General features: G+C 71.8%; 16 protein-coding genes. 9 read left to right on the top strand and 7 right to left on the bottom strand.

What is annotated here, in order from left to right; genetic code table 11:
• Positions 1-37: 37 nt before the first annotated feature.
• The 3 genes from F603_RS0120140 to F603_RS0120130 all read right to left on the bottom strand — a co-directional run bounded on the left by F603_RS0120140 (position 38) and on the right by F603_RS0120130 (position 3,819).
• Positions 38-865: a hypothetical protein gene (locus F603_RS0120140; RefSeq protein WP_019547781.1), complete on the bottom strand. Its 828-nt coding sequence runs from the start codon at positions 863-865 to the stop codon at positions 38-40.
• Between the two features lie 333 nt (positions 866-1,198).
• The gene (locus F603_RS0120135) at positions 1,199-2,443 is read right to left on the bottom strand and encodes a metallophosphoesterase (protein WP_019547780.1); all 1,245 of its coding nucleotides are present in this window, start codon (positions 2,441-2,443) and stop codon (positions 1,199-1,201) included.
• Between the two features lie 233 nt (positions 2,444-2,676).
• Entirely contained in the window at positions 2,677-3,819 is a 1,143-nt protein-coding gene (locus F603_RS0120130) for a LacI family DNA-binding transcriptional regulator (RefSeq protein ID WP_019547779.1), read from the bottom strand.
• A 504-nt stretch (positions 3,820-4,323) separates the two neighbouring features.
• Between F603_RS0120130 and hisC the strand changes: the two genes are divergently transcribed.
• The 4 genes from hisC to cydD all read left to right on the top strand — a co-directional run bounded on the left by hisC (position 4,324) and on the right by cydD (position 12,300).
• Positions 4,324-5,397 (top strand): histidinol-phosphate transaminase, encoded by a 1,074-nt coding sequence (hisC, locus tag F603_RS0120125; RefSeq protein WP_019547778.1) that lies wholly within the window; start codon positions 4,324-4,326, stop codon positions 5,395-5,397.
• 289 nt (positions 5,398-5,686) lie between these two features.
• Entirely contained in the window at positions 5,687-7,198 is a 1,512-nt protein-coding gene (locus tag F603_RS0120120) for a cytochrome ubiquinol oxidase subunit I (protein WP_019547777.1), read from the top strand.
• A 62-nt stretch (positions 7,199-7,260) separates the two neighbouring features.
• Positions 7,261-8,268 carry a cytochrome d ubiquinol oxidase subunit II gene (gene cydB / locus F603_RS0120115; protein ID WP_019547776.1) on the top strand — a complete coding sequence of 336 codons (1,008 nt, stop codon included), beginning with the start codon at positions 7,261-7,263 and terminating at the stop codon, positions 8,266-8,268.
• A 39-nt stretch (positions 8,269-8,307) separates the two neighbouring features.
• Positions 8,308-12,300 (top strand): thiol reductant ABC exporter subunit CydD, encoded by a 3,993-nt coding sequence (gene cydD, locus F603_RS0120110; RefSeq protein WP_019547775.1) that lies wholly within the window; start codon positions 8,308-8,310, stop codon positions 12,298-12,300.
• 79 nt (positions 12,301-12,379) lie between these two features.
• On the opposite strand, the gene F603_RS0120105 is transcribed toward cydD, so the two are convergent.
• Entirely contained in the window at positions 12,380-13,252 is an 873-nt protein-coding gene (locus F603_RS0120105; RefSeq protein ID WP_019547774.1) for an HAD family hydrolase, read from the bottom strand.
• 240 nt (positions 13,253-13,492) lie between these two features.
• On the opposite strand from F603_RS0120105, the gene htpX reads away from it, so the two are divergent.
• Complete coding sequence (htpX, locus tag F603_RS0120100) at positions 13,493-14,398, top strand: zinc metalloprotease HtpX (protein WP_019547773.1); 906 nt, start codon at positions 13,493-13,495, stop codon at positions 14,396-14,398.
• A 7-nt stretch (positions 14,399-14,405) separates the two neighbouring features.
• Positions 14,406-14,999: a PspA-associated protein PspAB gene (gene pspAB, locus F603_RS0120095; RefSeq protein ID WP_019547772.1), complete on the top strand. Its 594-nt coding sequence runs from the start codon at positions 14,406-14,408 to the stop codon at positions 14,997-14,999.
• 419 nt (positions 15,000-15,418) lie between these two features.
• Here the strand turns inward: pspAB and F603_RS0120090 are convergent, their stop codons facing one another.
• The 3 genes from F603_RS0120090 to F603_RS0120080 all read right to left on the bottom strand — a co-directional run bounded on the left by F603_RS0120090 (position 15,419) and on the right by F603_RS0120080 (position 19,488).
• Positions 15,419-16,318 carry an LLM class flavin-dependent oxidoreductase gene (locus tag F603_RS0120090; protein ID WP_019547771.1) on the bottom strand — a complete coding sequence of 300 codons (900 nt, stop codon included), beginning with the start codon at positions 16,316-16,318 and terminating at the stop codon, positions 15,419-15,421.
• A gap of 116 nt (positions 16,319-16,434) precedes the next feature.
• Positions 16,435-17,397 (bottom strand): MerR family transcriptional regulator, encoded by a 963-nt coding sequence (locus tag F603_RS0120085; RefSeq protein ID WP_019547770.1) that lies wholly within the window; start codon positions 17,395-17,397, stop codon positions 16,435-16,437.
• Between the two features lie 294 nt (positions 17,398-17,691).
• The gene (locus F603_RS0120080; protein WP_019547769.1) at positions 17,692-19,488 is read right to left on the bottom strand and encodes an SDR family oxidoreductase; all 1,797 of its coding nucleotides are present in this window, start codon (positions 19,486-19,488) and stop codon (positions 17,692-17,694) included.
• A gap of 487 nt (positions 19,489-19,975) precedes the next feature.
• On the opposite strand from F603_RS0120080, the gene F603_RS0120075 reads away from it, so the two are divergent.
• The 3 genes from F603_RS0120075 to F603_RS0120065 are packed head-to-tail and all read left to right on the top strand — an operon-like array spanning position 19,976 to position 22,850.
• A complete protein-coding gene (locus F603_RS0120075; protein ID WP_019547768.1) occupies positions 19,976-20,986 on the top strand; it encodes an ABC transporter ATP-binding protein in 1,011 nt (336 codons plus the stop codon).
• Complete coding sequence (locus F603_RS0120070; protein WP_019547767.1) at positions 20,983-21,936, top strand: ABC transporter permease subunit; 954 nt, start codon at positions 20,983-20,985, stop codon at positions 21,934-21,936. Before F603_RS0120075 ends, F603_RS0120070 begins: the two co-directional genes overlap by 4 nt.
• Positions 21,933-22,850, top strand: coding sequence for an ABC transporter ATP-binding protein (locus F603_RS0120065; protein WP_019547766.1), 918 nt, complete (start codon positions 21,933-21,935; stop codon positions 22,848-22,850). The genes F603_RS0120070 and F603_RS0120065 overlap by 4 nt, the downstream gene beginning before the upstream one ends.
• Positions 22,851-22,864: the final 14 nt, after the last annotated feature.

The raw sequence follows: 22,864 nt of genomic DNA, 5'->3' as shown, positions 1-22,864 counted from the left end.
GCCCGCTCGCGTACGTGCCCGCCGCGCACCGCTGGACCTACGGGTTCTCCGGTCCGCCGTACTCCGGACTGGAGAAGTCGGGGCTGGAGAACCGGGGGCCCGCCGACCGTTCCTCGTCCTCCGTCGGCTCCGTCGCCGGGCTGCTCGAGAAGTCCGGGTTGGCGAACGAAGGGCCCGAGTAGCCGAGTCGGGCCGTGCGCGGCTCGCTCGGTGCGCGGGTCCGGGAGACGGGCGCCTCCGCTCCGGTGCCGCGGGCGGCGAGGCTCTCGTCGAGGAAGGGGAGTATGCCGCGCTCCAACAGCGCCTCGGACCAGACCTGGCGCGCGCGCTCCACCTCCTCCGCCAGCGAGGCCGAACGCCCGCCGGGTTCACCGCCGTTGCGGTGCGCCATGAGCAGCATCGTCATCATGCCGACGAGCCCGCCCGCGGCGGCGAGGACGGCGAAGACCCAGCCGACGGAGCGCATCGGCGCCGCCAGCCCGGGCTCGGGCGTCAGAAGGCGCAGGGTGTACCCGAGGAGCAGGAAGATCACCGCGGCCACCCCGGCGAGGACCGGCGCCAGCGCCGAGACGACGGCCGCCAGGCCCGCGCCCTGCGCCGTCGGCCGCCGCGCGGGGGGCTCGTCGTGCACCTCCGCGTCGGCTCTCAACTCCTCGCGCAAGCGCACGAATTGCTGGTACTCCTCGGCCGCGCACGCGGCTATCGCCGCGACCGCGCCCATCGCCGTGGCACGGAGCTGCTCCGCGGTGGGGCGGCTCGCCCCCTCCGCGGGCCCATGGGGCGCCGTGCGCAGCGCCTCGTCAAGAATCCGCTCGAACTCGGGTCGGTCCTCGCGCAGCAGGTGCGGAGCGCTGTTCATGTACATCCCCCGATGCTCCGTAGGGCCAAGACGACCGGGAGGGCGCCTCCGGATCGGCTCCGGAGGGCGGCGGTTGGCCTTCTCGGCGGGAGAAGGCGGTGCGGCAGGAGAACGCGGTACGGCGAAATCGATGGTAGACGGCGTTCGGCCGGCAGTGACAGAGAGTTTCAGGAATTCCCCCCGCCGCGCGCGGAACTCGTCTCACCCCTCCCCTGCCCGCACTCCCGTCGATCGTCTTCCCTTCTGCGCCCGTACGAACCGTCACCGCGGCACGACGAACAGGCGACCGAAACGCGTAGGCCACCGCGTGCCCGCCCCGGCTCCGGAGCCGGGCGGCAACTACGTGTGCACGAGCGGGAGTTGGGCGATAAGCAGCCGACCGCGCATCGTGACGCCGCCGTCCATGGCGACGGCGAGGCCGTCCGCGTAGACGTGCGGCCCGTTGACCTCAGGCGCCTCCTCGTCCTCCTCGCTGCCGACCTCGCCGAGGAGGTACGGGATCGGGCTGTGCCCGTGGACGATGCGGGTGCCGCCGTAGGTGTCGAGCATCTCGCGCGCCGCCTGCGGGCCCGCGCCCTCCTCGCGGAACGCGAAGCGCTTGGTGAACTTGCGGAACAGCTCCCAGGTCTCGTCGGCGTCCTGGCGCTGGAGCGCCTGGTGAACGGCGTCGTTGACGTCCTCGATCGTGCGGCCGTAGTCGAGGTAGCAGGAGGCGTCGGAGTGCACGAGGAGGTGCCCGTCGGCGAGGGCGACCGCGTCGAGGCGGGACATCCACTGGATGTGGCGCTCCTCCAGGCGCTCCATGTCGTTCCGCTGGCCGCCGTTGAGCAGCCAGGCGGCCTGGAACGACGCGGTCCCCGCACCGGAGTTGACGGGCGTCTCGCCGAACCTCTTGGCGCCGAGGAGGAGCAGTTCGTGGTTGCCCATCAGCGCCTTGCAGTACCCGCCGGCGGCGGCGGCCTCGGCGGAGAGCTGGATGACGAGCTCGATGACGCCGACTCCGTCGGGTCCGCGGTCCGTGAAGTCGCCGAGGAACCACAGCCGGGCGTTCCCCCCGGTCCAGTGGTCGTCCGCGTCGGTGATCCCGGCCGACTGGAGCGCGGCACGCAACTCCGCGAGATAGCCGTGGACATCGCCGACGACGTAGAGCGGGCCTTCCCCGTCGTTCTCGCCCGCGGGCGTCGGGGCGTCGGTCCGCGCGGGGTCGTACGCCTCGGCTTCCCCGCCGACGACGGGGAGGTCGCGCTGCGTCGGGGTGTACTCCTCGGCAGGGGCCCCTTCGCCCGGCTGGGGTACGGCCGCCGGTGAGGGCACGGGCGCGGGGGTGCCGGGCAACTGCTGCGACGCCTGGGCCGGCGGCTGCACGGCGGGCGGCGGGGGAGGCGGCGGTACGGCCTGCGGGCGCGGCGGCACCGGCTGCCCGGGGGTAGGCGGCTGTGCGGACGGAGGCTGACGGTCGGCGTTGCCGACCGAAGACTGACTGCCGGCGTTGCCGACGACGGCATCGCCGTGCTGCACCTGCGCCCCGCCGTGCCAAACGTCGGGTCCCTGACCGGCCCCCTGAGTCATCGACCCCTCCACCATCGCGCCGCCGTGCACCTGCTGGACCGGCCCTGGTCGGGAGCCCGTCCCGGTGTCGTTCGCCCATCATAGGAATGCCGCTCGCACCTTGTGACGCACCTGGGGGGTGGGATTCGGTGCGCGGGGGCGGTGCCTCGCGCGTTCCGTCGGATTCCTCCCCGCTCGTACCCCGGGTGTGCGGCAACAGTACGCGCATCGCGCAGCATGCGTCGCGCCACCCGCCCCGGGCCGCGGGCTCAACCCTGCACGGGTCCGCGGGGCGCGACGACGCTGCGACGGCCCCCGCGGGGGCGGCGCGAGGAGGTGCGCACGATGAGGTCGGTCGGCATCACCTGGTGAACGGGGCTCTCCTTCTGCACCCCTTCGATGGCGTCGATGAGGAGTTGGACGACGGTGTTGCCGATCCTGCGCGGCTTCAACGACAGCGTGGTCACGGGCGGTTCGGTGGTGGCGTAGACGGTGGACTCGCTGCAGCAGACGAGGAGCAGGTCCTCGGGGACGCGCAGCCGGTAGCGCCGCGCCGCGGCGAGGAGGTCGGTGCCGTTCGGGTCGTACAGGCCGTAGACCGCGTCCGGACGGTCGGGCCTGGCGAGCAGCCGGTCGGCGGCGACGGCGCCGGCGCAGGGGTCGTGCGCGGGGTAGCTCTCGTAGACCGGGTCCTGTCCCGTGCGGGAGCACCAGTCGAGGTAGGCGGAGGTGGAGAGCCGGGTGTAGGCGTCGGTACCTGTGCCGGTGAGCAGGCCGATGCGGCGGGCGCCGCCCTCGGCGAGGTGGTCGAGGAGGCCGCGCACGGCGTCCTCGTGGTCGTTGTCCACCCAGGCCGTGACGGGGAGGCTGCCCGAGGGCCGGCCGTCGGAGACGACGGGGAGGCCGGAGCGGACGAGGTCGGCGACGACCGGGTCCTCGTCCGAGGGGTCGATGACGACGGTGCCGTCGAGCGCGACGCTCGACCAGACGTCGAAGGCGCTGTGCCGGGAGGCGGCGGGGAGGATCACGAGGGCGTAGCCGCGTGCGAGCGCCGCCGAGGTGGCGGAGCGCGCCATCTCGGCGAAGTAGGCGAACTCCGTGAAGGTGAACGGTTCTTCGCCGTAGGTCGTGACGGTGAGGCCGAGCAGCCCCGACTTGCCCGTCCGCAGCGTCCGCGCGGCCGCCGAGGGGCGGTATCCGAGGCGGTCTGCGACCTCCCGGACGTGGCGCCTCGTGGTGTCGGGGAGTCGCCCTTTGCCGTTGAGGGCATCGGAGACAGTGGTGATGGAGACGCCGGCCGCGGCGGCGACATCCCGGATGCCGGCCCGGCCGTTCAGCCGGCTGCCCCTGCGGGGCCGGCGACCGGCGCCGCCTGGTTCGCGGCTCGACTGATGCTTCTCTGCTGCTGTCATGGCGACCCGATCGTAGGCCCGCGAACCCCCTCCGCACCGGCCTCGTCGACCCGAGGGAGCCGGCACGATTCTGCAAGCCCATCCCTTCAAACGACCTTGGAACACCGGGTGTTCGCGCGTCACCTGCGGGGATCGTGTGCCGCACGCCACTGCACACCGCAAGGGAGCGTCCTCGCGGCCTCCAGGTTGCTCACACCCACGAGGGATGCGCGCCACCGCGTCCGCCACCAGCGCGTGTCAGCGCGTGTGTGCTGCGCGATACCGCGTACGCGCCCCTTGGCATTCCTCTTAGAGTGAGGAGTAATGGTTCGGTCGGTACCGTCCGGGAACTCCCGGACGGCGGTCCGTCGCGCGGCGACCCGCCGCGTACGGACCTGCGCGCACCCGCGCTTCCGACCGACGGCATCACGGGACACGGTTCCGGCAGCCGCAGCCGGCGGAGGCCCACCACAGGGCCCTCCCCGCAGCCGGACCGCGCCGGGCCGCAGAGGTCAGGAGGACCTGGTGAGCGAGACCAACCCCAAACTCCGAGCCGCGCTCGACGGCATCCCCGCCTACACGCCGGGACGCCCGGCAGCGGGTGGGACGGTCTCGTACAAGCTCTCCTCGAACGAGAACCCCTACCCTCCGCTCCCCGGCGTCCTGGAGTCCGTCGCCTCGTCCGCACACGCCCTCAACCGCTACCCGGACATGGCGTGCACCGCGCTCACGGCCGCCCTCGCCGAGCGGTTCGGGGTGCCGGCGAGCCACGTCGCCACCGGCACCGGCTCCGTCGGAGTCGCCCAGCAACTCCTCCAGTCGACCTCGGGTCCCGGCGACGAAGTGATCTACGCCTGGCGCTCGTTCGAGGCGTACCCGATCATCACCCGCATCTCGGGGGCGACGCCCGTGGAGGTGCCGCTCACCCCCGGCGAGGACCACGACCTCGACGCGATGGCCGCGGCGATCACCGACCGCACCCGGATGATCCTCGTCTGCAACCCCAACAACCCCACGGGCAACGCCATCCCGCGCGAGGAGTTGGAGCGCTTCCTCGACCGGGTGCCGCCCGAGATCCTCGTCGTCCTCGACGAGGCGTACACCGAGTTCGTCCGGGACCCGCACGTGCCGAACGGCCTGGAGCTCTACCGGGACCGCCCCAACGTCTGCGTACTGCGCACCTTCTCCAAGGCGTACGGGCTCGCCGGACTCCGCGTCGGATTCGCCGTCGCCCATGAACCCGTCGCCGCCGCGCTCCGCAAGACCGCCGTGCCCTTCGGTGTGAGCCAGCTCGCACAGAACGCCGCCATAGCCTCGCTGGGGAGCGAGGACGCACTGTTGGAGCGGGTCGACGCGATCGTCGCGGAGCGGGCGCGGGTCCAGGACGAGCTGGTGGCGCAGGGCTGGCAACTGCCCGTCTCCCAGGCGAACTTCGTGTGGCTGCGGCTGGGGGGACGCACCGTCGAGTTCGCCGAGCTGTGCGAGCAGGCGGGGGTGGTCGTCCGGCCGTTCGCGGGCGAAGGCGTCCGGGTCTCGATCGGGGAGACCGAGGCGAACGACCTCTTCCTCAAGGCCGCCGCCGACTTCCGCAGGGGCTGACGCCCCGCCGTCGAGGCCCCCGTCCGCCTTTCGCGCAACGGCGGACGGGGGCCTCGTCGTGCTCCGAGGGACCGGCCGGACGGCCCGCGGCCAAACTTTCAGGGTAGGGCCGACGGGTGGTCCGCTCGTCACCCACCCCCCGCAGCTTTGTCCGTTAGGTCCGAGTGCATAATTGCTTGTGAATGTGAACGCATTCACGAGCCCGTGACCAAGCCCGCGACTACCCATAGGAATCAGGGCAATACGGACGGACGCACGGAGCCAGAGGGCGCGATCTAAGGAGGACCCCGTGGACCTAGCGCTGGCGCCGGAGACCCTGGCGCGATGGCAGTTCGGCATCACCACCGTCTACCACTTCCTCTTCGTCCCCCTGACGATCTCGCTCTCCACCCTCACCGCCGTCCTCCAGACGGCCTGGGTGCGCACCGGCAAGGAGAAGTACCTCAGGGCGACGAAGTTCTGGGGGAAGCTCTTCCTCATCAACATCGCCATGGGCGTCGTCACCGGCATCGTCCAGGAGTTCCAGTTCGGGCTGAACTGGTCGGACTACTCGCGGTTCGTCGGCGACGTCTTCGGGGCTCCGCTCGCCTTCGAGGCGCTCATCGCCTTCTTCCTCGAGTCGACGTTCATCGGCCTGTGGATCTTCGGCTGGGACAAGTTGCCGCAGCGGCTCCACCTCGCCACCGTCTGGCTCGTCGCGATCGGCACCGTCCTCTCCGCGTACTTCATCCTCGCCGCCAACTCCTGGATGCAGCACCCCGTCGGCTACCGAATGAACGAGGAGAGCGGCCGTGCCGAACTCACCGACTACTGGCAGGTGTTGACGCAGAACACGGCGCTCGCGCAGTTCTTCCACACGATGACGGCCGCGATGATCACCGGTGCCGCCTTCATGGTCGGCATAGCCGCCTGGCACCTCTTGCGGCGGCGGCACGTCGAGGTGATGCGCAGCTCGCTGCGGCTCGGGCTCGTCACGCTGGTGATCGGCGGGCTGCTCACCGTCGTCAGCGGGGACCGCCTCGGCAAGATCATGTACGAGCAGCAGCCGATGAAGATGGCGGCGGCCGAGGCGCTCTGGGACACCGAGGCGCCGGCACCGTTCTCCGTCTTCGCCTACGGCGACGTCGAGGCCGGGCACAACAAGGTCGCCATCGAGATACCCGGGCTCCTCTCCTTCCTCGCGCACGACAACTTCAGCGAGGAGGTGCCGGGCATCAACGACACCAACGAGAGGCTCCAGGAGAAGTACCGCGACACCATCGGGCTCGACGACTACCGGCCCAACATCCCCGTCGCGTACTGGGGGTTCAGGGCGATGATCGGGTTCGGGATGGCCTCCTTCGCCGTCGGCCTCGTCGGCCTCTACCTCACGCGCAACCGGTTCTGGCTCTCCGAGAGGCTGCGCACCGAGCCCGAGGAGGTGCCACGCCTCGCGCTGCTCCGCGACACCGAGCTCTCCCCCTGGCTCAGCGGCTGGTACTGGCGGATCGCCGTACTCACGCTCGGGTTCCCGCTGATCGCCAACTCCTTCGGCTGGATCTTCACGGAGATGGGCCGCCAACCGTGGGCCGTCTACGGGCTGCTCCCCACGGCCTCCGCCGTCTCGCCGAGCGTCTCCCAGGGCGAGGTGCTCACCTCGCTCATCGGGTTCACGCTCCTCTACGCGATCCTCGCCGTGATCGAGGTGAAGCTCCTCGCCAAGGCCGTCAAGGCGGGACCGCCCGAACTCACCGAGGCCGACAGGAACCCGCCGACGAAGATCGGTGGGGACCCGGACAAGCCCATGGCCTTCTCCTACTGACGTGCTCGTACCGACGTGTCTGCGGGGCCGGCCTCGGCCCCGGCAGCGGAAGGGGATCAGCGGTGCACCTGCATGACGTCTGGTTCGTACTCATCGCCGTCCTGTGGATCGGCTACTTCTTCCTCGAGGGCTTCGACTTCGGTGTCGGTGTCCTCACCCGGCTCCTCGCCCGGAACCGGCCCGAGCGCCGCGTCCTGATCAACACCATCGGACCGGTCTGGGACGGCAACGAGGTCTGGCTGATCACAGCGGCGGGCGCCACCTTCGCGGCGTTCCCCGAGTGGTACGCCACTCTCTTCTCCGGGTTCTACCTGCCGCTGCTGGTGATCCTCGGGTGCCTGATCGTGCGCGGCGTCGCGTTCGAGTACCGGGCCAAGCGCGAGGAGGAGTACTGGCAGCGGAGGTGGGAGTGGGCGATCTTCTGGTGCTCGCTCGTGCCCGCCTTCGCGTGGGGCGTCCTCTTCGGCAACATCGTCCACGGGGTGAAGATCGACGCGGAGAAGGAGTACGTCGGCAACGTGCTCGACCTCTTCGGTCCTTATCCGCTGCTCGGCGGGGCGGTGACGCTGCTCCTCTTCACCTTCCACGGTGCCGTGTTCGTCGCGCTCAAGACCCTCGGCGACATACGCACGCGGGCGCGGCGGCTCGCGAGCCGGCTTGCGCTCGGGACCGCGGTCGCCGCCGGCGGCTTCCTCGTCTGGACGCAGCTCGACGGGGGCGGCCTCTGGTCGCTCCTCGCGCTCGTACTCGCCGTCGCGGGGCTGGCCGCCGCGTTCGGCTGCAACCTCGCCGGGCGGGAGGGATGGGCGTTCTCCTTCTCGGGCGTCGCCGTCGTCGCCTCCGTCGCGATGCTCTTCCTCGCGCTCTACCCGAACGTGATGCCCTCCTCGCTCGACCCCGCCTGGAACCTCACGGCCGAGAACGCCTCGTCCACCCCGTACACGCTGAAGATCATGACCTGGTGCGCCGCGCTGGCGACGCCCGTGGTCCTCGCCTACCAGGCGTGGACGTACTGGGTCTTCCGCAAGCGCATCGGAACCGACTCGCTCTCGACCGCAGGCGAGCACTGATCCCGCCCCAACTTCCCCCGCACACACCGGAGGTGGACCATGCGCCCCGTCGATCCGCGGCTGCTCGGGCACGCCCGCGCCGCCCGCCGCTTCCTCGGCGGCTCGGTGCTGCTCGGACTCTGCGGCGCCCTCCTCGTCGTGGCCCAGGCGATGCTGATCGCCGAGGTGGTCGTGGGGGCGTTCGTCGACGGAGCCGGGGTCGGCGAACTGCGCGGGCCGCTGCTGTGGCTCGCGGGCGTCTCGGTGGGGCGCGGGCTCGTCTCGTGGCTCACCGAGCTGGCTGCACACCGGAGTTCGGCCTCGGTCAAGTCGGAGCTGCGGCTGCGGCTCGTGGAGCGGGCGGCGCGGCTGGGGCCCGAGTGGCTCGCGGGGCACAGGTCGGGTGAACTCTCGGCGCTCGTCACCCGCGGGATCGACGCGCTCGACGACTACTTCGCGCGGTACCTGCCGCAGCTCGCGCTCGCGGTGGTGGTGCCCGTCGCCGTGCTGCTGCGGATCGGCACGGCGGACTGGGTCTCGGCCGGCGTGATCCTCGTGACGCTGCCGCTCATCCCCGTCTTCATGGCGCTCATCGGCTGGGCCACGCAGGCGCACACCACTCGTCAGTGGCGGCTCCTCTCGCGGCTGTCGGGGCACTTCCTCGACGTCGTCGAGGGGCTGCCGACGCTGCGGATCTTCGGGCGCGCCGGTGCGCAGACGGAGAAGATCGGCCGGATCACCGACCGGTACCGGCGCGCGACGCTGCGCACGCTGCGGCTCGCCTTCCTCTCCTCCTTCGCGCTGGAGCTGCTCTCCACGGTGTCGGTCGCGCTCGTCGCCGTGAGCATCGGGATGCGCCTCGTCAGCGGCGAACTCGACCTGGAGACGGGGCTCATGGTGCTGGTCCTCGCGCCGGAGGCGTACCTTCCGCTGCGCCAGGTGGGGGCGCGCTACCACGCGGCAGCCGAGGGGCTCTCCGCGGCCGAGGAGATCTTCGCCGTCCTGGAGGCCGAACCAGTGGCCGACGGCCGCGAGACCGCACCCGACCTGCGCCGCGCCACGCTCTCCCTCGACGGCGCCGCGATCCGCAGGGACGAGCGGGACGCCGACTCGCTCCCGCCGACGACGCTTTCGGTCGCGCCGGGCGAACGAGTGGCGCTCGTCGGGCCCTCGGGCGCCGGCAAGTCGACGCTGCTCGCCGCGGTGCTGGGGTTCGTGCGCCCGGACCGCGGCCGGGTGCTCCTCGACGGGCGCGACGCCGCGGACTTCAGCGTCCGGAGCCTCCACACGCAGATCGCATGGGTGCCGCAGGCGCCCCAACTCTTCGCGGGCACGGTCGCGGAGAACGTCCGCCTCGCGCGTCCCGACGCCACGGAAGCGGAGGTGGTGTCCGCGCTCCGCGACGCGGCGGCGGCGGAGCTGGCGCCGGGAACGCTCCTCGGCGAGCACGGCACCGGGCTCTCCGCGGGACAGCGCCAACGCGTCGCGCTGGCACGGGCGTTCCTCGCCGACCGCCCCCTGCTGCTCCTCGACGAGCCCACCGCAGCGCTCGACGGCGAGACGGAGGCTTCGGTCGTCGAGGCGGTGCGCAAGCTCGCCGAGGGCCGAACGGTGCTGCTCGTCGCACACCGGCCCGCGCTGCTGGCGCTCGCGGACCGGGTGGTGCGGCTGCCGGACACCGGCGCAGCCGACGGGGCGCGTGCGGACGCACCCGCGCGGGTGCGGCTGCCGGTTCCGGGCGGACCGGGGGACGTGCGCGTCGGGGGTGGCGCAACCGGTGGGGCGCGCGCCGGCGGTGGCTTCCGTGATGGGGGCGGCGAGGCGCGGGACGGCGCACCAGGCGAGCCGAACGCCTTCACCGTCCACGAAGGCGACGGGAGGGCTGGCGTCGTCGCCCGCCAAGCGGAAGAACCTGAGCACGCGCGCGAAAGGGCACGGGGCAGCGCACCCGACGAGCCCCGTACCGCCACCGGCGGCAGAGACGGCGTCGTCGCGCCGGAAGCGGACGACGAGCCGGAGCACGCGCGGAACGGTGCGTCCGACGAGCCCCGCGTCACCGTCCACGAGGGCGGCAGGGCCGACGTCGTCGCGCGCGCAGCGGACGACGAGCCGGAGCAGGTACGTCAGGACGGCCCGCACACTTCCGCTGTCGCTGAAGGCGACGACCGGACCGGCGGCGTCGCGCAGGAGGCGGACGGGTCAGGCGCGAACCCGCGTGAGGCGAGCGCCAGAACCGGTGTGAGGGCGCCGGGAGTTGTGCGGACGGCGCTTGCGCGCGTGCGCGCTGCCGGGCGGCCTGAGCGCCGGCGCATGGGGCTCGCGCTGGTGCTCGGGGCGTTGGCGCTGGGGAGCGCGGTCGGGCTTATGGCGACCTCGGGGTGGCTCATCTCGCGGGCCTTTCAACAGCCGCCCGTGCTCTATTTGATGGTCGCCGTCACGGCGACGCGGGCGTTCGGGATCGGACGGGCGGTCTTCCGGTACGCGGAGCGGCTCGTCTCGCACGACGCGGTGCTGCGGGTGCTGGCGCGGCTGCGCGTCGGCGTCTTCCGACGGCTGACGACGCTCGCGCCTGCCGGACTCGGACGTGCGCGCCGCGGCGACCTGCTCTCGCGGCTCGTCTCCGACGTCGACGCGCTCCAGGACTACTTCTTGCGGTGGCTGCAACCGGCCGCCGTCGCCGCGCTCGTGTCGCTCGGGGCCACCGCGTTCACCTGGTGGCTGCTGCCGGAGGCCGGGGCGGTGCTCGCCGCGGGGTTGCTCGTCGCGGGCGTCGGGGTGCCCGCGCTCACCGCGCTCGTCGCGCGGCGCGTCGAGCAACGTCTCGCGCCGGCGCGCGGTGCGCTCACCACGCGTACGCTCGACGTCCTCACCGGCACGGGCGAACTCACCGTCGCCGGCGCCCTTCCGGACCGGCTGAACAGGCTGCGCGCCGCCGATACCTCGCTCACCCGGCTCACGGCGCGTTCCGCCGCCGCGACGGCGCTCGCCACCGGACTCGGGTCGTTCACCACGGGGTTGACGGTCGCCGCGTCGGCGTGGGTCGGGGTGGCGGCCGTGGCGGACGGCAGGCTCGACGGGATCTGGCTCGCCGCCGTGGTGCTCGTCCCGCTCGCCGCCTTCGAGGCCGTGACGGACCTCCCGCTCGCCGTGCAGCACCGGCTGCGCACCAAGCGGGCGGCGGAGCGCGTCCAAGAAGTGCTCGACGCCCCGGAGCCGGTGCGCGACGAGGGGAGCGCCGCGTCGCCCGCACGCCCCTTCCCGCTCTCCGTACGCGAGTTGACCGTCCGCTACCCCGGAGCCGAGCGGGCCGCGCTCGACTCCTTCGACCTGGAGCTCAGCGAGGGCCGCAGGGTTGCGGTGGTGGGCGTCTCGGGAGCGGGCAAGACGACGCTCGTCCACGCGCTGCTCCGCTTCCTCGACCCCGAGCACGGCAGCTACACGCTCGGCGGCGTCCCCGCGCTGGGACGGGAAGGGCTCGCAGGGGACACCGTGCGCCGGTACGTGGGACTCTGCGCCCAGGACGCGCACCTCTTCGACTCGACGCTGCGCGAGAACCTCCTCCTCGCCCGCCCGGAAAGCTCCGACGCCGAACTCCGCGCCGCGCTCTCGGCCGCGCGCCTGGACGGCTGGATCGCGACGTTGCCGCACGGCCTCGACACCTTCGTCGGCGAGCGCGGTACCCGCCTCTCGGGCGGGCAGCGCCAACGCGTCGCCCTCGCCAGGGCGCTCCTCGCCGGCTTCCCCGTGCTCCTCCTCGACGAACCCGCCGAGCACCTCGACCTGCCCACGGCCGACGCGCTCACCCGGGATCTCCTCACCGCGACCGAAGGCCGCACCACACTTCTGATCACCCACAGGCTCCGCGGTCTCGACGCCGTCGACGAGGTGGTGGTCCTCGACGGCGGGCACGCGGTGCAGCGCGGCACGTACCGCGAACTCGCCGCCGTCGACGGCCCGTTCGCACGGATGCTGGAGCGGGAGGAGTCCGCGGACGCGTTGCGCACGGCCGGGTCGGCGCACGCCGGCGCACCGCACCAGCCCGCGGTGCACTGAGGCAGCGAGCGCGGAAAAGCGTCGGAGCCCGCGGATCTCCCTCGCCGGGGACGGCGCCGAACCGGCGTCGTCGTGACGGCTACGACGCGAGGTAGGACTCGATGACGGCGGCCACCCCGTCGTCCTGGTTGGAGACGGTGGTGAAGCGCGTCGACGACAGGACGGCTGCGTGTGCGTTGGCCATGGCGTAGGAGGCGCCGGCCCAGTCGAGCATCTCCAGATCGTTGGGCATGTCGCCGAAGGCGGCCACCTCTTCGGCAAGGATGCCGCGCTGCGCGCAGCAGCGGGCGAGCGTGCTCGCCTTGCTCACGCCTCTGCCGCTGATCTCCAGCAGCGCCGAGGGGCTGGAGCGGGTGAACTGCCCGTAGGAACCGGCGACTTCGCGGCCGAGCTTGAGGAAGGCGTCCGGGCCGAGGTCCGGGTGGTGGGCGAGGAGCTTCAGCACGGGGTCGATCGTGAAGCCGGCGCGGTCGTCGGCGAGGAGTTCCTCGGCGGGCGCGAAGGAGGCGCCCGGGTCGAACTGGAAGGGCGGGTACTCCGGTTCGTAGTGGATGCCCGTCGACTGCTCGACGGCGAAGGTCACGCCGGGCGCTGCCAGCCGCAGCGCACGCACCGTGCGGAGCGCGTCGGGGCGCTCCAGAGGGCGCACGTCGACCATGCGGCCGCCGTGGTGGAGGTCGACGACGGCGGCACCGTTGGCGCAGATGGCCAAGCCGTGCCCGTGCACGTACTCGCTGACGACGTCCATCCAGCGGGCCGGGCGGCCGGTGACGAAGAACACCTCGATCCCTGCGGCCTCGGCGGCCGCCAGTGCGCTGAGGGTTCGTGGAGAGACCGTCTTGTCGTCCCTGAGCAGCGTGCCGTCGAGGTCGGTCGCGATCAGGCGCGGAAGCGCCGTGCTGGTGGCCGGGGGAACCGGCAGCTCCGGGAGTGAAGTCACGAGGACCATCATCGCGCATATTCCAGGACAGGCGTGCGAGAAGCCGCCCGAATGAGCGTTGCCAAGAGTCACTAATCGGCCACTACCGGACGCGCGGGACCAGCCTCTCCCAATCCCCACGCACAGCACCTGCACGACCCCGCTGAGCAGCGACGATGTGCCGACTCTCACACCGGCTCCGGTGCACTCTGCGTTCCTACCGTTCGGAGGGAGAATCGAAAGGGACCGCTCCGGAGAGATTGCGAGGAGCCCATGGCCCGGACACGGTACGCACCCGACCACGGACTTGCCCGCCGCATGGTGACCACGATGTTCTTCATCGGGCTGCTCTACGTCGTCTTCGTGGGGGTGCTGATCGTTGCGCTCGGCAGGGCCTGGCCGTTGGTCCTGATCATCGCGGGCGGAGTCTTCGTCGCACAGTTCTGGTTCAGCGACAAGATCGCCGCGTTCAGCATGGGCGCCAAGGAGGTCACGCCGGAACAGGCACCGGAGCTCCACGGAGCGGTCGACCGGCTCTGCGCGCTGGCGGACATGCCCAAGCCGCGGGTGGCGATCGCCGAGACCGACGTGCCCAACGCCTTCGCCACCGGACGCAACCAGAAGAACTCCATGGTCTGCGCGACCACCGGCTTGATGCGCCGGCTGGAGCCCGACGAGCTGGAAGGCGTCCTCTCCCACGAGCTCTCCCACGTCGCCCACCGGGACGTGGCGGTGATGACGATCGCCTCCTTCCTCGGCGTCCTCGCCGGGATGATGACGCGCATGGCGCTGTGGACGGGGATCGGACGGGCCGGACGCAGCAGCAACAACAACGGCGCGCAGCTCCTGCTGCTGCTCATCCCCTTGATCAGCGCCCTCGTCTACGTGGTGAGCTTCCTCCTCACCCGACTCCTCTCCCGCTACCGGGAGCTCTCCGCCGACCGTGCGGGCGCGCTCCTCACCGGGAAGCCCTCGGCGCTCTCCTCCGCGCTCACCAAGATCAGCGGGGAGATGTCCCGCATCCCGACGCGCGACCTCCGTCAGCAGGAGGCGTTCAACGCCTTCTACTTCGTCCCGGCGTTCTCCGGTGAGAGCCTTGCGGCACTGCTCTCCTCGCACCCGCCGCTGGAGAAGCGGCTCGACCAACTCGGCCGGATCTCGGCCCAACTCGGAAGGTGACGCACGCGTGGGTTTCCTCGACGCCCTCCTCGGACGCAGCAAACCCGTCCGGCCCGATCTCGAGCAGCTCTTCGCGCTCCCGTCGGCCGCGGTGACGCTCCAGGCCGGCGCGGGGTTCGTGCCCACCGGGGTCGGCGCCGTCTGCTTCGCGAGCGTCGAAGGCGGGGCGTTCTCGCGGCTCCAGCAGGAGGTCCGCGCGCTTCTCGACGCCGACGCGGGCGAGGGCGGTACCGGCATCCCCGTCGAGTTCAGCCAGGACCAGTACGGCTACACCTGGCTCATCGCGCGTCACGGCCCCGAGGAGACCGCCGAGCTCGTCAACGACCTGCACGCCGTCAACACGCTTCTCGCGGACGCGGGGTTCGGACCGCAGCTACTCTGCTCGCTCGTCGGCTTCCACGAACAGGACGGGGCGCGCGGGCTCGGCCTCGTCTACCTCTACAAGCGCGGCACCTTCTACCCGTTCGCGCCGATGCCCGGCGCCGCCGAGCGGCGGGACAACCCGCTGGAGCTCCAGGTCCGCGGGCTGCTCTCGGGGGAGTTGCCGATCGAGCAGGACCTCGGGCGCTGGTTTCCCGTGTGGGGGGCTCCGGGGCTGTGAGAGAGGGCTGAGGGGCGCTCGCGTCGTGCTTGCGCCTTTGAGTGCTGCGGGTGCGGTGGCGTGCGTGGCTGCCGTCCTGCCGGTCCTTCGGGTGGGGTCGGCGGCTCTCTCGTCAGGCGCACGCGTGTGACGGCTGCCCGTACGCGGCGCCGACCGTGCGTCGGGCAGCCCTGCCGCCGGTCGCTCTCGGTGCCGGCCGCCGGGGGGGGGCGGCGTACGGGTTCGTACGGGCGGTGTCCCGCGCTTTTGACCCGGCTCGTCTGTGCCTGTCCTGGTGGTGCCGGGGACGCGTGCCGTCCGCGTAGTGGAGGGATCGGGCCGAACTCCTCGCCTTGCGAACGTGCGGGCCGAGACAGCGCATCGGCTCGCCTCCGCGGAGAGCGGTGGGGATTGTGGCTTCTCGCTGCGAGGCGGCGTCGTCAGGCGAGTTGGTCCGGGGCCTCGGTGGCGATGCGTTCGAAGACGGCTGGGTCGGCCGCGAAGGGGGAGTCGGGGATCGGGGCGTGTACGACGATCTCGGTGAAGCCGAGGGAGGCGTGGCGTCCTGCGAAGTCGACAAACGCGTCGAGGGAGTCGAGGAACGTGGCGCGCTCCGGTGTGAAGCCTGTGAGCAGGACCTTCTCCAACTCCTCCGGGTCGCGGTCGACTTCGGCGCAGGCCGACCGGAGCCGGGACACCTGTCCGGCGACGGCGGCGAGGGACTCCTCGGAGCCGGCGTCGAATGTCTTCGGGTCGCCTGTGGTGACCCATGCCTGGCCGTACCTCGCCGCCAGGCGCAGGCCACGCGGACCGGTCGCGGCGACGGCGAAGGGGAGGCGGGGGCGCTGGACGCAGCCCGGGATGTTCCGGGCCTCGTGAGCGGAGTAGTAGGACCCCTCGTGCGTGACCTCGTCCTCCGTGAGCAGGCGGTCGAGCAGCGGGACGAACTCGGTGAAGCGGTCGGCGCGCTGCCGTGCGGACCACGCCGCCTGACCGAGCGCCGTGGCGTCGAAGCCGCTCCCGCCTGCGCCGATGCCGAGGGTGACGCGCCCCTCCGAGATGTCGTCGAGCGAGATCAACTCCTTGGCGAGGCTGACGGGATGGCGGAAGTTGGGCGAGGTGACAAGGGTGCCGAGGCGCAGGCGGTCGGTGGCCGTCGCGGCGGCCGTGAGCGTGGGGAGGGCGCCGAACCACGGGCCGTCGCGGAAGCTTCGCCAGGAGAGGTGGTCGTAGGTGTACGCGGCGTGGAAACCCAGCTCCTCGGCGCGCGTCCATTCGTCGCGGCCCCCTTCCGACCAGCGGCGGACGGGCAGGATCACGGTACTCAGGCGCGGCGTCATGGGAGGAGCCTATGCACCGGTTGCGCTCGGGCGAGCGGTGCGGTCGGCGTGCGGCACGACGAGGCTGGCAGCGGGTGCGGTGCGAGGACCGACGGGCGCGAACTGCGAGCCCGCGGCTAGCCGTTCGCGGGCTGTGACGCCCGGGACGAGGCGTCGGCTTCCGGGCCGTTGGCCGTGAGATGGTCCATCGTGCGTGCGTTGACCTCGCGTTCGGCTGCCGCCGTGAGGAACTCCCCGACGTGTTTCTCACCGACGAGGCGGCCGACCGCCTCCACGGTGCCCGCCGGCAGGCGCACGGGGACGAGACGCTCCCCGCTCGGGGACGGTGCTGCGGCGGCCGACCGCAGGTGGTCACGGAGGTTGCGGGCGGCGAGGAGACGCATGGCGCGGGCGAGTTCGGCTTCCACCGCCTGCTGGGCGAGCGGGCGGAGACGTCGCACGAGGTCGGCGGCTTCGGCAGCGTCCTCCTCACCCGGGCGGCCCGCCAGGTAGCGGGTGAAGACGTGCTCGTTGGTGAAGTCGAGAAATCGGGCCGCGATGTGTTCCATCTGGCTTCGCAGCTCCCGCAGATGCTCGGTGACTGCGAGCAACGGGACACCGGCACGGTGGAGTTCGGCCGCGACGGCAAGCTCCTGCGGGCTCGGCACGAGGAAGTCGCCGGGGGCCTCGGGGACCGGTACGAGCACCCCGAGGGCGACCGCCTCCTCGACAGCCTCGTCGACGGCTTCGTCGTGTCGCCCTCCCTCGAAGAGCTCGTCGAGCTCGGCACGCGAGACCCTGCCGGAGACCTCGTCGGTCCACGGCCCTTCGACCTCGGCGACGAGGCCGAGCACTCCGCCGAGGCCCCGGCCCTCGTCCCAGGCGCTGAGGAGGTCCTTTATCGACGCCAGTGTGTATCCGCGCTCCAGGAGCTCCGCTATCTGGTGCAGCCGCGCGAGGTGGGTGTCGTCGTAGACGTTGGCCCGACCGCGGCGCTCGGGCCTGGGGAGTAGACCGCGATCCTGGTAGGCCCTTATGGTCCGCACGGTGGCGCCGCTGCGCTGCGACAGCTCTTCTATGCGGTACTCGGTCTCCGCCATCGGGCCTCCTTTCTCCTCACGGCTCGTGCAACCAGTCTCCACAGCAAGCACGTCGGCGCGTCCGGGGGCTGCCGCCGGGAGCCGCCCGACAGCTCTCGGGGCGGTCAACGACGGACCGCACCGGACGGCCGTACAGCCGGCCACCGACCGCCGCTCGTGGCGGGCCGGCGCACAGCCGCGGCGGCCGCCCCACCGGGACTCCGGCCACCCGCCAGCCCCGGGAGTGGCAGCAAGCCGACGTGCGCCCTTCCGGTCCGCTCTCTCCCCGCGCGCTCAACGCCCCCTTTTCACGTGCTACTTGGAGGCCCTGCTCAGCGGATTCACCCTCGCCAGCGCACGCAGCGATCCCGGCATCACCTTCGAGAGGAAGCGGGCGCTCCGGGCCTCCGGGGTCACGGCCACCACCGCCTGGTTGCGGACGACCGCGCGCACCACGGCCCGAGCCACCTTCTCCGGTGGGTAGTTGCGTATGCGGTACAAACGGGAGGTGCGTCGGCGGAGGGCCTCCTCCTCTCTTTCGGCCGAGCCGACGAAGTGAGCGGTGCCGGCTATCCCCGTGCTGACGATACCCGGGCATATGGCGGAGACTCCGATGTCCTGACCGGCCAGCTCGGCACGTAGGCACTCGGAGAGCATGAGCACCGCGGCCTTCGAGGTGGCGTACGCGGGAAGGGCACGCGAGGGCTGGAAGGCCGCGGCCGAGGCGGTGTTGACGATGTGCCCGCCCTGCCCGCGCTCCGCCATCTGCCTGCCGAAGAGCCGGCAGCCGTGGATGACGCCCCACAGGTTGACGTCCAGAGTGCGCTGCCACTCCTCGACGTCCGTGTCGAGGAAGGAGCCGGTGACCCCGATGCCGGCGTTGTTGACGAGTACGTCGACGGTGCCGTACTCCTGCGCGACCTTCTCCGCGAGCTCCTCCATCGCCTGTGCGTCGGACACGTCGACGTTCTCGGACCAGGCCCGGGGAGCGCCGATCAGTCTGGCCGCGTCGGCGGCCCGCGCAGCGCCCTCGGCGTCCCGATCGACGGCGATGACGCGCGCGCCCGCCTCCGCGAACGAGAAGAGGGTGGCGCGCCCGATCCCGCTCGCGGCACCGGTGACGAGCACTAGCTGCCCGGCGAACCTGTCGGCGTGCGGGCTGCGCGGCTCCTCGGCGGGCTCCGGGTTCCGGCCGCGGCGCTGGGCGTCCACGAACTCCGCGATCCAGGAGGCCAGTTGATCGGGCCTGGTACGCGGGGCCCAGTGCCTCGTGGGCAGGGTGCGGCGCGTCAGCGAGGGTGCCCACTCGTCGAGGTCGTCGTAGACGTGCCGGCTGAGGAAGATGTCGCCTGTGGGGCTGATCAGTTGTACCGGGGCGTGGGCGTGGCAGTCCTGGCGGGGGCGGCGGAGTCTGGTGCGGATGTTGTCCCGGTAGAGCCAGGCTCCGTGCGAGGCGTCACGCGGGAGCGAGGGCGTCGGGTACGGGCCGGCGGGGACTTTCTCAAGACGCCGGAGGATCGTGGGCCAGCCCTTGCCGAGCGCTCCGCGCCAGGCGATTTCGGGGAGGGCGGGGGTGTGGAGCAGGTAGACGTACCAGGATTTCGCGCTCTGGCCGAGGAGTTGGGCCGCCCGACGCGGGGTGGGGCGCATGGCGCGGCGTTTCATCCAGTGGCCGAGGTGGTCGAGCGAGGGCCCTGAGACGGAGGTGAAGCTCGCGATCCGCCCCGCCGCCCGCTTGGCTGTGGCGAACTCCCACGCCTGCACCGATCCCCAGTCGTGGCCGACGAGATGGACGGGCTCGCCCGGGCTCACCGCGTCGGCGACTGCGAGGAAGTCGTCGGTGAGCTTCTCCAGGGTGAAGCCGCCGCGGAGCGGCTTGGGAGCGGTGGATCGGCCGCAGCCCCTGACGTCGTAGAGGACCACGTGGAACCGCTCCTGCAACCGCTCGGACACGAGCGACCAGACCTCTTTGCTGTCCGGGTAGCCGTGCACCAGGACGATCGTCGGCCGCTCCGGATCGCCGAGCTCGGCCACGCACAGCTCCACGTCTCCGCTGCTCACCCGGCGCTCGCGCGCTCCTTCCAGCAGCCCGGCGTCCTCGGGGCGCCTCATCGCCTTCCGCACTCTCCCCACCTCGCTCTCTCGCGGGGCACCGCCCCGCACCGCTGCCCGGTCGCTCACCCTTCCGTCACCCCGTGCGACCCTGTGCCGGTGCACACACCGGCATCCGGCCCGCTACACGCCGCGGGGCACGGCCCCGACCGACGAGCTGCCCCTCACCGCCGGGAGCCACGCCCGAACTACCCTGCAGACGGGCCGACTTGGCCCGACTGCCGCACACAGCCGCGACGTTGACACCGATGAATGTGACAACGCCATCTGAGAGAGTCAAGGGAAGCGCCACAGCCTGTGGATAACTCCGCCACCCCTGGGCGTGAACCTCCGATACGGCGGAGCGGACCATTCCGGGCGGCGCTCCGCGCTTCTTCGCAGGTCCCGTAGGGGCGGGTACGACCTACGGCGGAGAAAGGGCTTCTGGGACCGGTCCGTTCGTCGGACGCCACACGGTTCTGAGGCGGTTAGCGTCGTCGACGTGAATGTGATTGCGACAGACGGCCTCGGCAAGCGGTTCCCCGAAGTGACCGCGCTGGACCGGCTGACCGTCGGCATCGCACCGGGAGTAACCGGCCTGGTGGGCGCCAACGGCGCCGGCAAGTCCACCCTGATCAAGATCCTCTTGGGTCTCTCGCCCGCGACTGCGGGAAGCGCCACCGTCCTCGGACTGGACGTGGCGCGAGAGGGCCGGGCGATCAGGGAACGTGTCGGCTACATGCCGGAGCACGACTGCCTGCCCCCGGACGTCACCGCCACCGAGTTCGTCGTCCATCTGGCACGGATGTCCGGGCTGCCGCCGGACGACGCGCGCGAGCGCACCGCCGACATCCTGCGCCACGTCGGCCTCCACGAGGAGCGGTACCGCGCCATGGGGGGCTATTCGACGGGCATGAAGCAGCGCGTCAAGCTCGCGCAGGCCCTCGTGCACGACCCGCAGCTCGTCCTGCTCGACGAGCCGACCAACGGCCTCGACCCCGTCGGCAGGGACGAGATGCTGGCGCTGATCCGGCGGGTACACGCGGAGTTCGGCATCTCGGTGCTGGTCACCTCGCATCTGCTGGGGGAGTTGGAGCGGACCTGCGACCAGATCGTCGTCATCGACGGCGGCCAGCTTCTCCGCGCCTCCGCCACCCGGGAGTTCACCCGCGAGGCAGCGGCGCTCACCGTCGAAGTCACCGACACCGACGCCCATCCCGACGGCACCGAGGCGCTCCACACCGCGCTCGGGGCGGCCGGCCTCAGCGTCACGCGCGGGGGTTCCTCGGCACCGGGCTCGCCCCGGCTGCTCACCGTCGAGGCGGACGCCGAGGGCGCCGTCCACGACACCGTGCGCGACACCGTCGCCGAACTCGGCCTGGGGCTCGTCCGCATGGAACAGCGCCGGCACCGCATCTCCGAGGTCTTCACCGAGGGGGACGCAGCCGAGGGGACGGACGCCGTCCCGCCGCAGAACGCGCCGGCAACCACCGAGACAGCTGCCGGGAGGCGACGTTGAACACCCCGCACACGCCACCGGACGCTCGAGCGGCGGGCACCGGCGCCCCAGCCGGCGTCGCGCCCGGCACGGGCGACTCCGCGGCCTCGATCCACGACATCGGCTACCGCAACTACACGGGCCAGCGCCTCGGCGGCGGCTACATACTCCGCTCGCTGCTGGTGCAGACGCTCCGCGGTGTCTACGGCCTCGGCAGGTCGGCGAAGTCGAAGGTGCTGCCGATGTGCCTCTTCGCCGTGATGGTGCTGCCGGCGGCCATCGTTGTCGCCGTCACCGTGGTCACGAAGACCTCCGACCTGCCGTTGAGCCAGTCCGAGTACGTACTCACGATGCAGCCGGTCATCGGAATCTTTCTCGCCGCGGCCGCACCGCAGGCCATCTCGCTCGACCTGCGCCACCGCACCACACCGCTGTACTTCTCCCGACCGCTGGAGCGCAGCGAGTACGTCACCGCCAAGTACGGTGCGCTCGCCGCCGCGCTCTTCGTCTTCACCGCCGTGCCGGCGGTCGTGCTCTACGCAGGCGCCCTGCTGGCGAAGCTCGACTTCGCCGACCAGACGGGCAATTTCGCCCTCGGCCTGGTGATGTGCGCGCTCTTCTCGGTCCTCCACGCCGGGATAGCGGCCGCCATCGCGGCGCACACCCCGCGCAGGGGCTTCGGCGTCGCAGGCGTGATCGTCGCCTTCACCGTGCCGTACTTCCTCGTCAGCGCACTCCAGGGGATCGCCTGGGACCAGGACGCGTTGGGGGTCACCGGCTGGATCGGCCTCGCCTCGCCGGGAAGCCTGATGGACGGCGTCCAGGCCACCTTCCTGGGCGGCGAGTCGACCTTCCCGGGCAGCCGGACGCCGCCGCTCGGTGAAGGCGCGGTCTACCTGCTGCTCACCGCCGCGCTGATAGCAGGAAGCTACTTCCTCCTGCTGCGCCGCTACCGAAAGGCCGGACTGTGACCACCTTGCACATCGAAGGCGCCTCGCGCTGGTTCGGCAACGTCGTCGCCGTCAACGACGTCACCTTCGACGTCTCGCCCGGCGTCACAGGCCTGCTGGGCCCGAACGGCGCAGGCAAGTCGACACTGATCAACATGATGGCGGGCTTCCTCGCCCCGTCCAACGGCTCGGTGACGCTCGACGGCGCCGCGGTCTGGCGGAACGAGCAGGCGTACTCGCATCTCGGGCTCGTGCCCGAGGCCGAGGGGATGTACGACTTCCTCACGGGGCGGGAGTTCGTCCTCGCCAATGCGGAGCTCCACGGGCTCGCCGACCCCGGCGCTGCCACCCACCGGGCGCTCGCCACCGTCGACATGGAGCACGCGCAGGACCGCCGCATCTCGACCTACAGCAAGGGCATGCGCCAGCGGGTCAAGATGGCGTCGGCGCTCGTCCACGAACCGTCCGTGCTGCTGCTCGACGAGCCGTTCAACGGCATGGACCCGCGCCAACGCATGCACCTCATGGAGCTGCTCAGGCAGATGGGCGATCAGGGCCGGACGGTGCTCTTCTCCTCGCACATCCTGGAGGAGGTGGAGCAACTCGCCTCGCACATCGAGGTGATCGTCGCCGGCCGGCACGCAGCGAGCGGCGACTTCCGCCGCATCCGTCGGCTGATGACCGACCGCCCCCATCGCTACCTGGTCCGCTCCGACGACAACCGTGCACTCGCCGCGGCGCTCATAGCGGACGCGTGCACCTCGGGCATCGAGTTCGACGAGGTGGAGAACGCTCTGCGCATCCAGGCCGTCGACTTCGGCCGGTTCACGGCCGTGTTGCCGAAGCTCGCCGCGGAGCGGGGCATCAGGCTCCACACGGTCTCGCCCTCGGACGAGTCCCTGGAGAGCGTCTTCTCGTACCTCGTCGCGGCCTGAAGGGACTAAGCAGC

It is taken from the genome of Streptomyces sulphureus DSM 40104, from assembly GCF_000381025.1.
Classification (GTDB): domain Bacteria; phylum Actinomycetota; class Actinomycetes; order Streptomycetales; family Streptomycetaceae; genus Streptomyces; species Streptomyces sulphureus.
The sequence above is the reverse complement of the archived record's forward strand: the minus strand, read 5'-3'. Positions and strand labels throughout refer to the sequence as shown.

Bases quoted from the DNA above. Each gene is read 5' to 3' on its own strand.
- F603_RS0120140 (WP_019547781.1), bottom strand. From the start codon at position 865: ATGTACATGAACAGCGCTCCGCACCTGCTGCGCGAGGACCGACCCGAG.
- F603_RS0120135 (WP_019547780.1), bottom strand. From the start codon at position 2,443: ATGGTGGAGGGGTCGATGACTCAGGGGGCCGGTCAGGGACCCGACGTT.
- F603_RS0120130 (WP_019547779.1), bottom strand. From the start codon at position 3,819: ATGACAGCAGCAGAGAAGCATCAGTCGAGCCGCGAACCAGGCGGCGCC.
- cydD (WP_019547775.1), top strand. From the start codon at position 8,308: ATGCGCCCCGTCGATCCGCGGCTGCTCGGGCACGCCCGCGCCGCCCGC.
- F603_RS0120105 (WP_019547774.1), bottom strand. From the start codon at position 13,252: ATGATGGTCCTCGTGACTTCACTCCCGGAGCTGCCGGTTCCCCCGGCC.
- htpX (WP_019547773.1), top strand. From the start codon at position 13,493: ATGGCCCGGACACGGTACGCACCCGACCACGGACTTGCCCGCCGCATG.
- F603_RS0120090 (WP_019547771.1), bottom strand. From the start codon at position 16,318: ATGACGCCGCGCCTGAGTACCGTGATCCTGCCCGTCCGCCGCTGGTCG.
- F603_RS0120085 (WP_019547770.1), bottom strand. From the start codon at position 17,397: ATGGCGGAGACCGAGTACCGCATAGAAGAGCTGTCGCAGCGCAGCGGC.
- F603_RS0120080 (WP_019547769.1), bottom strand. From the start codon at position 19,488: ATGAGGCGCCCCGAGGACGCCGGGCTGCTGGAAGGAGCGCGCGAGCGC.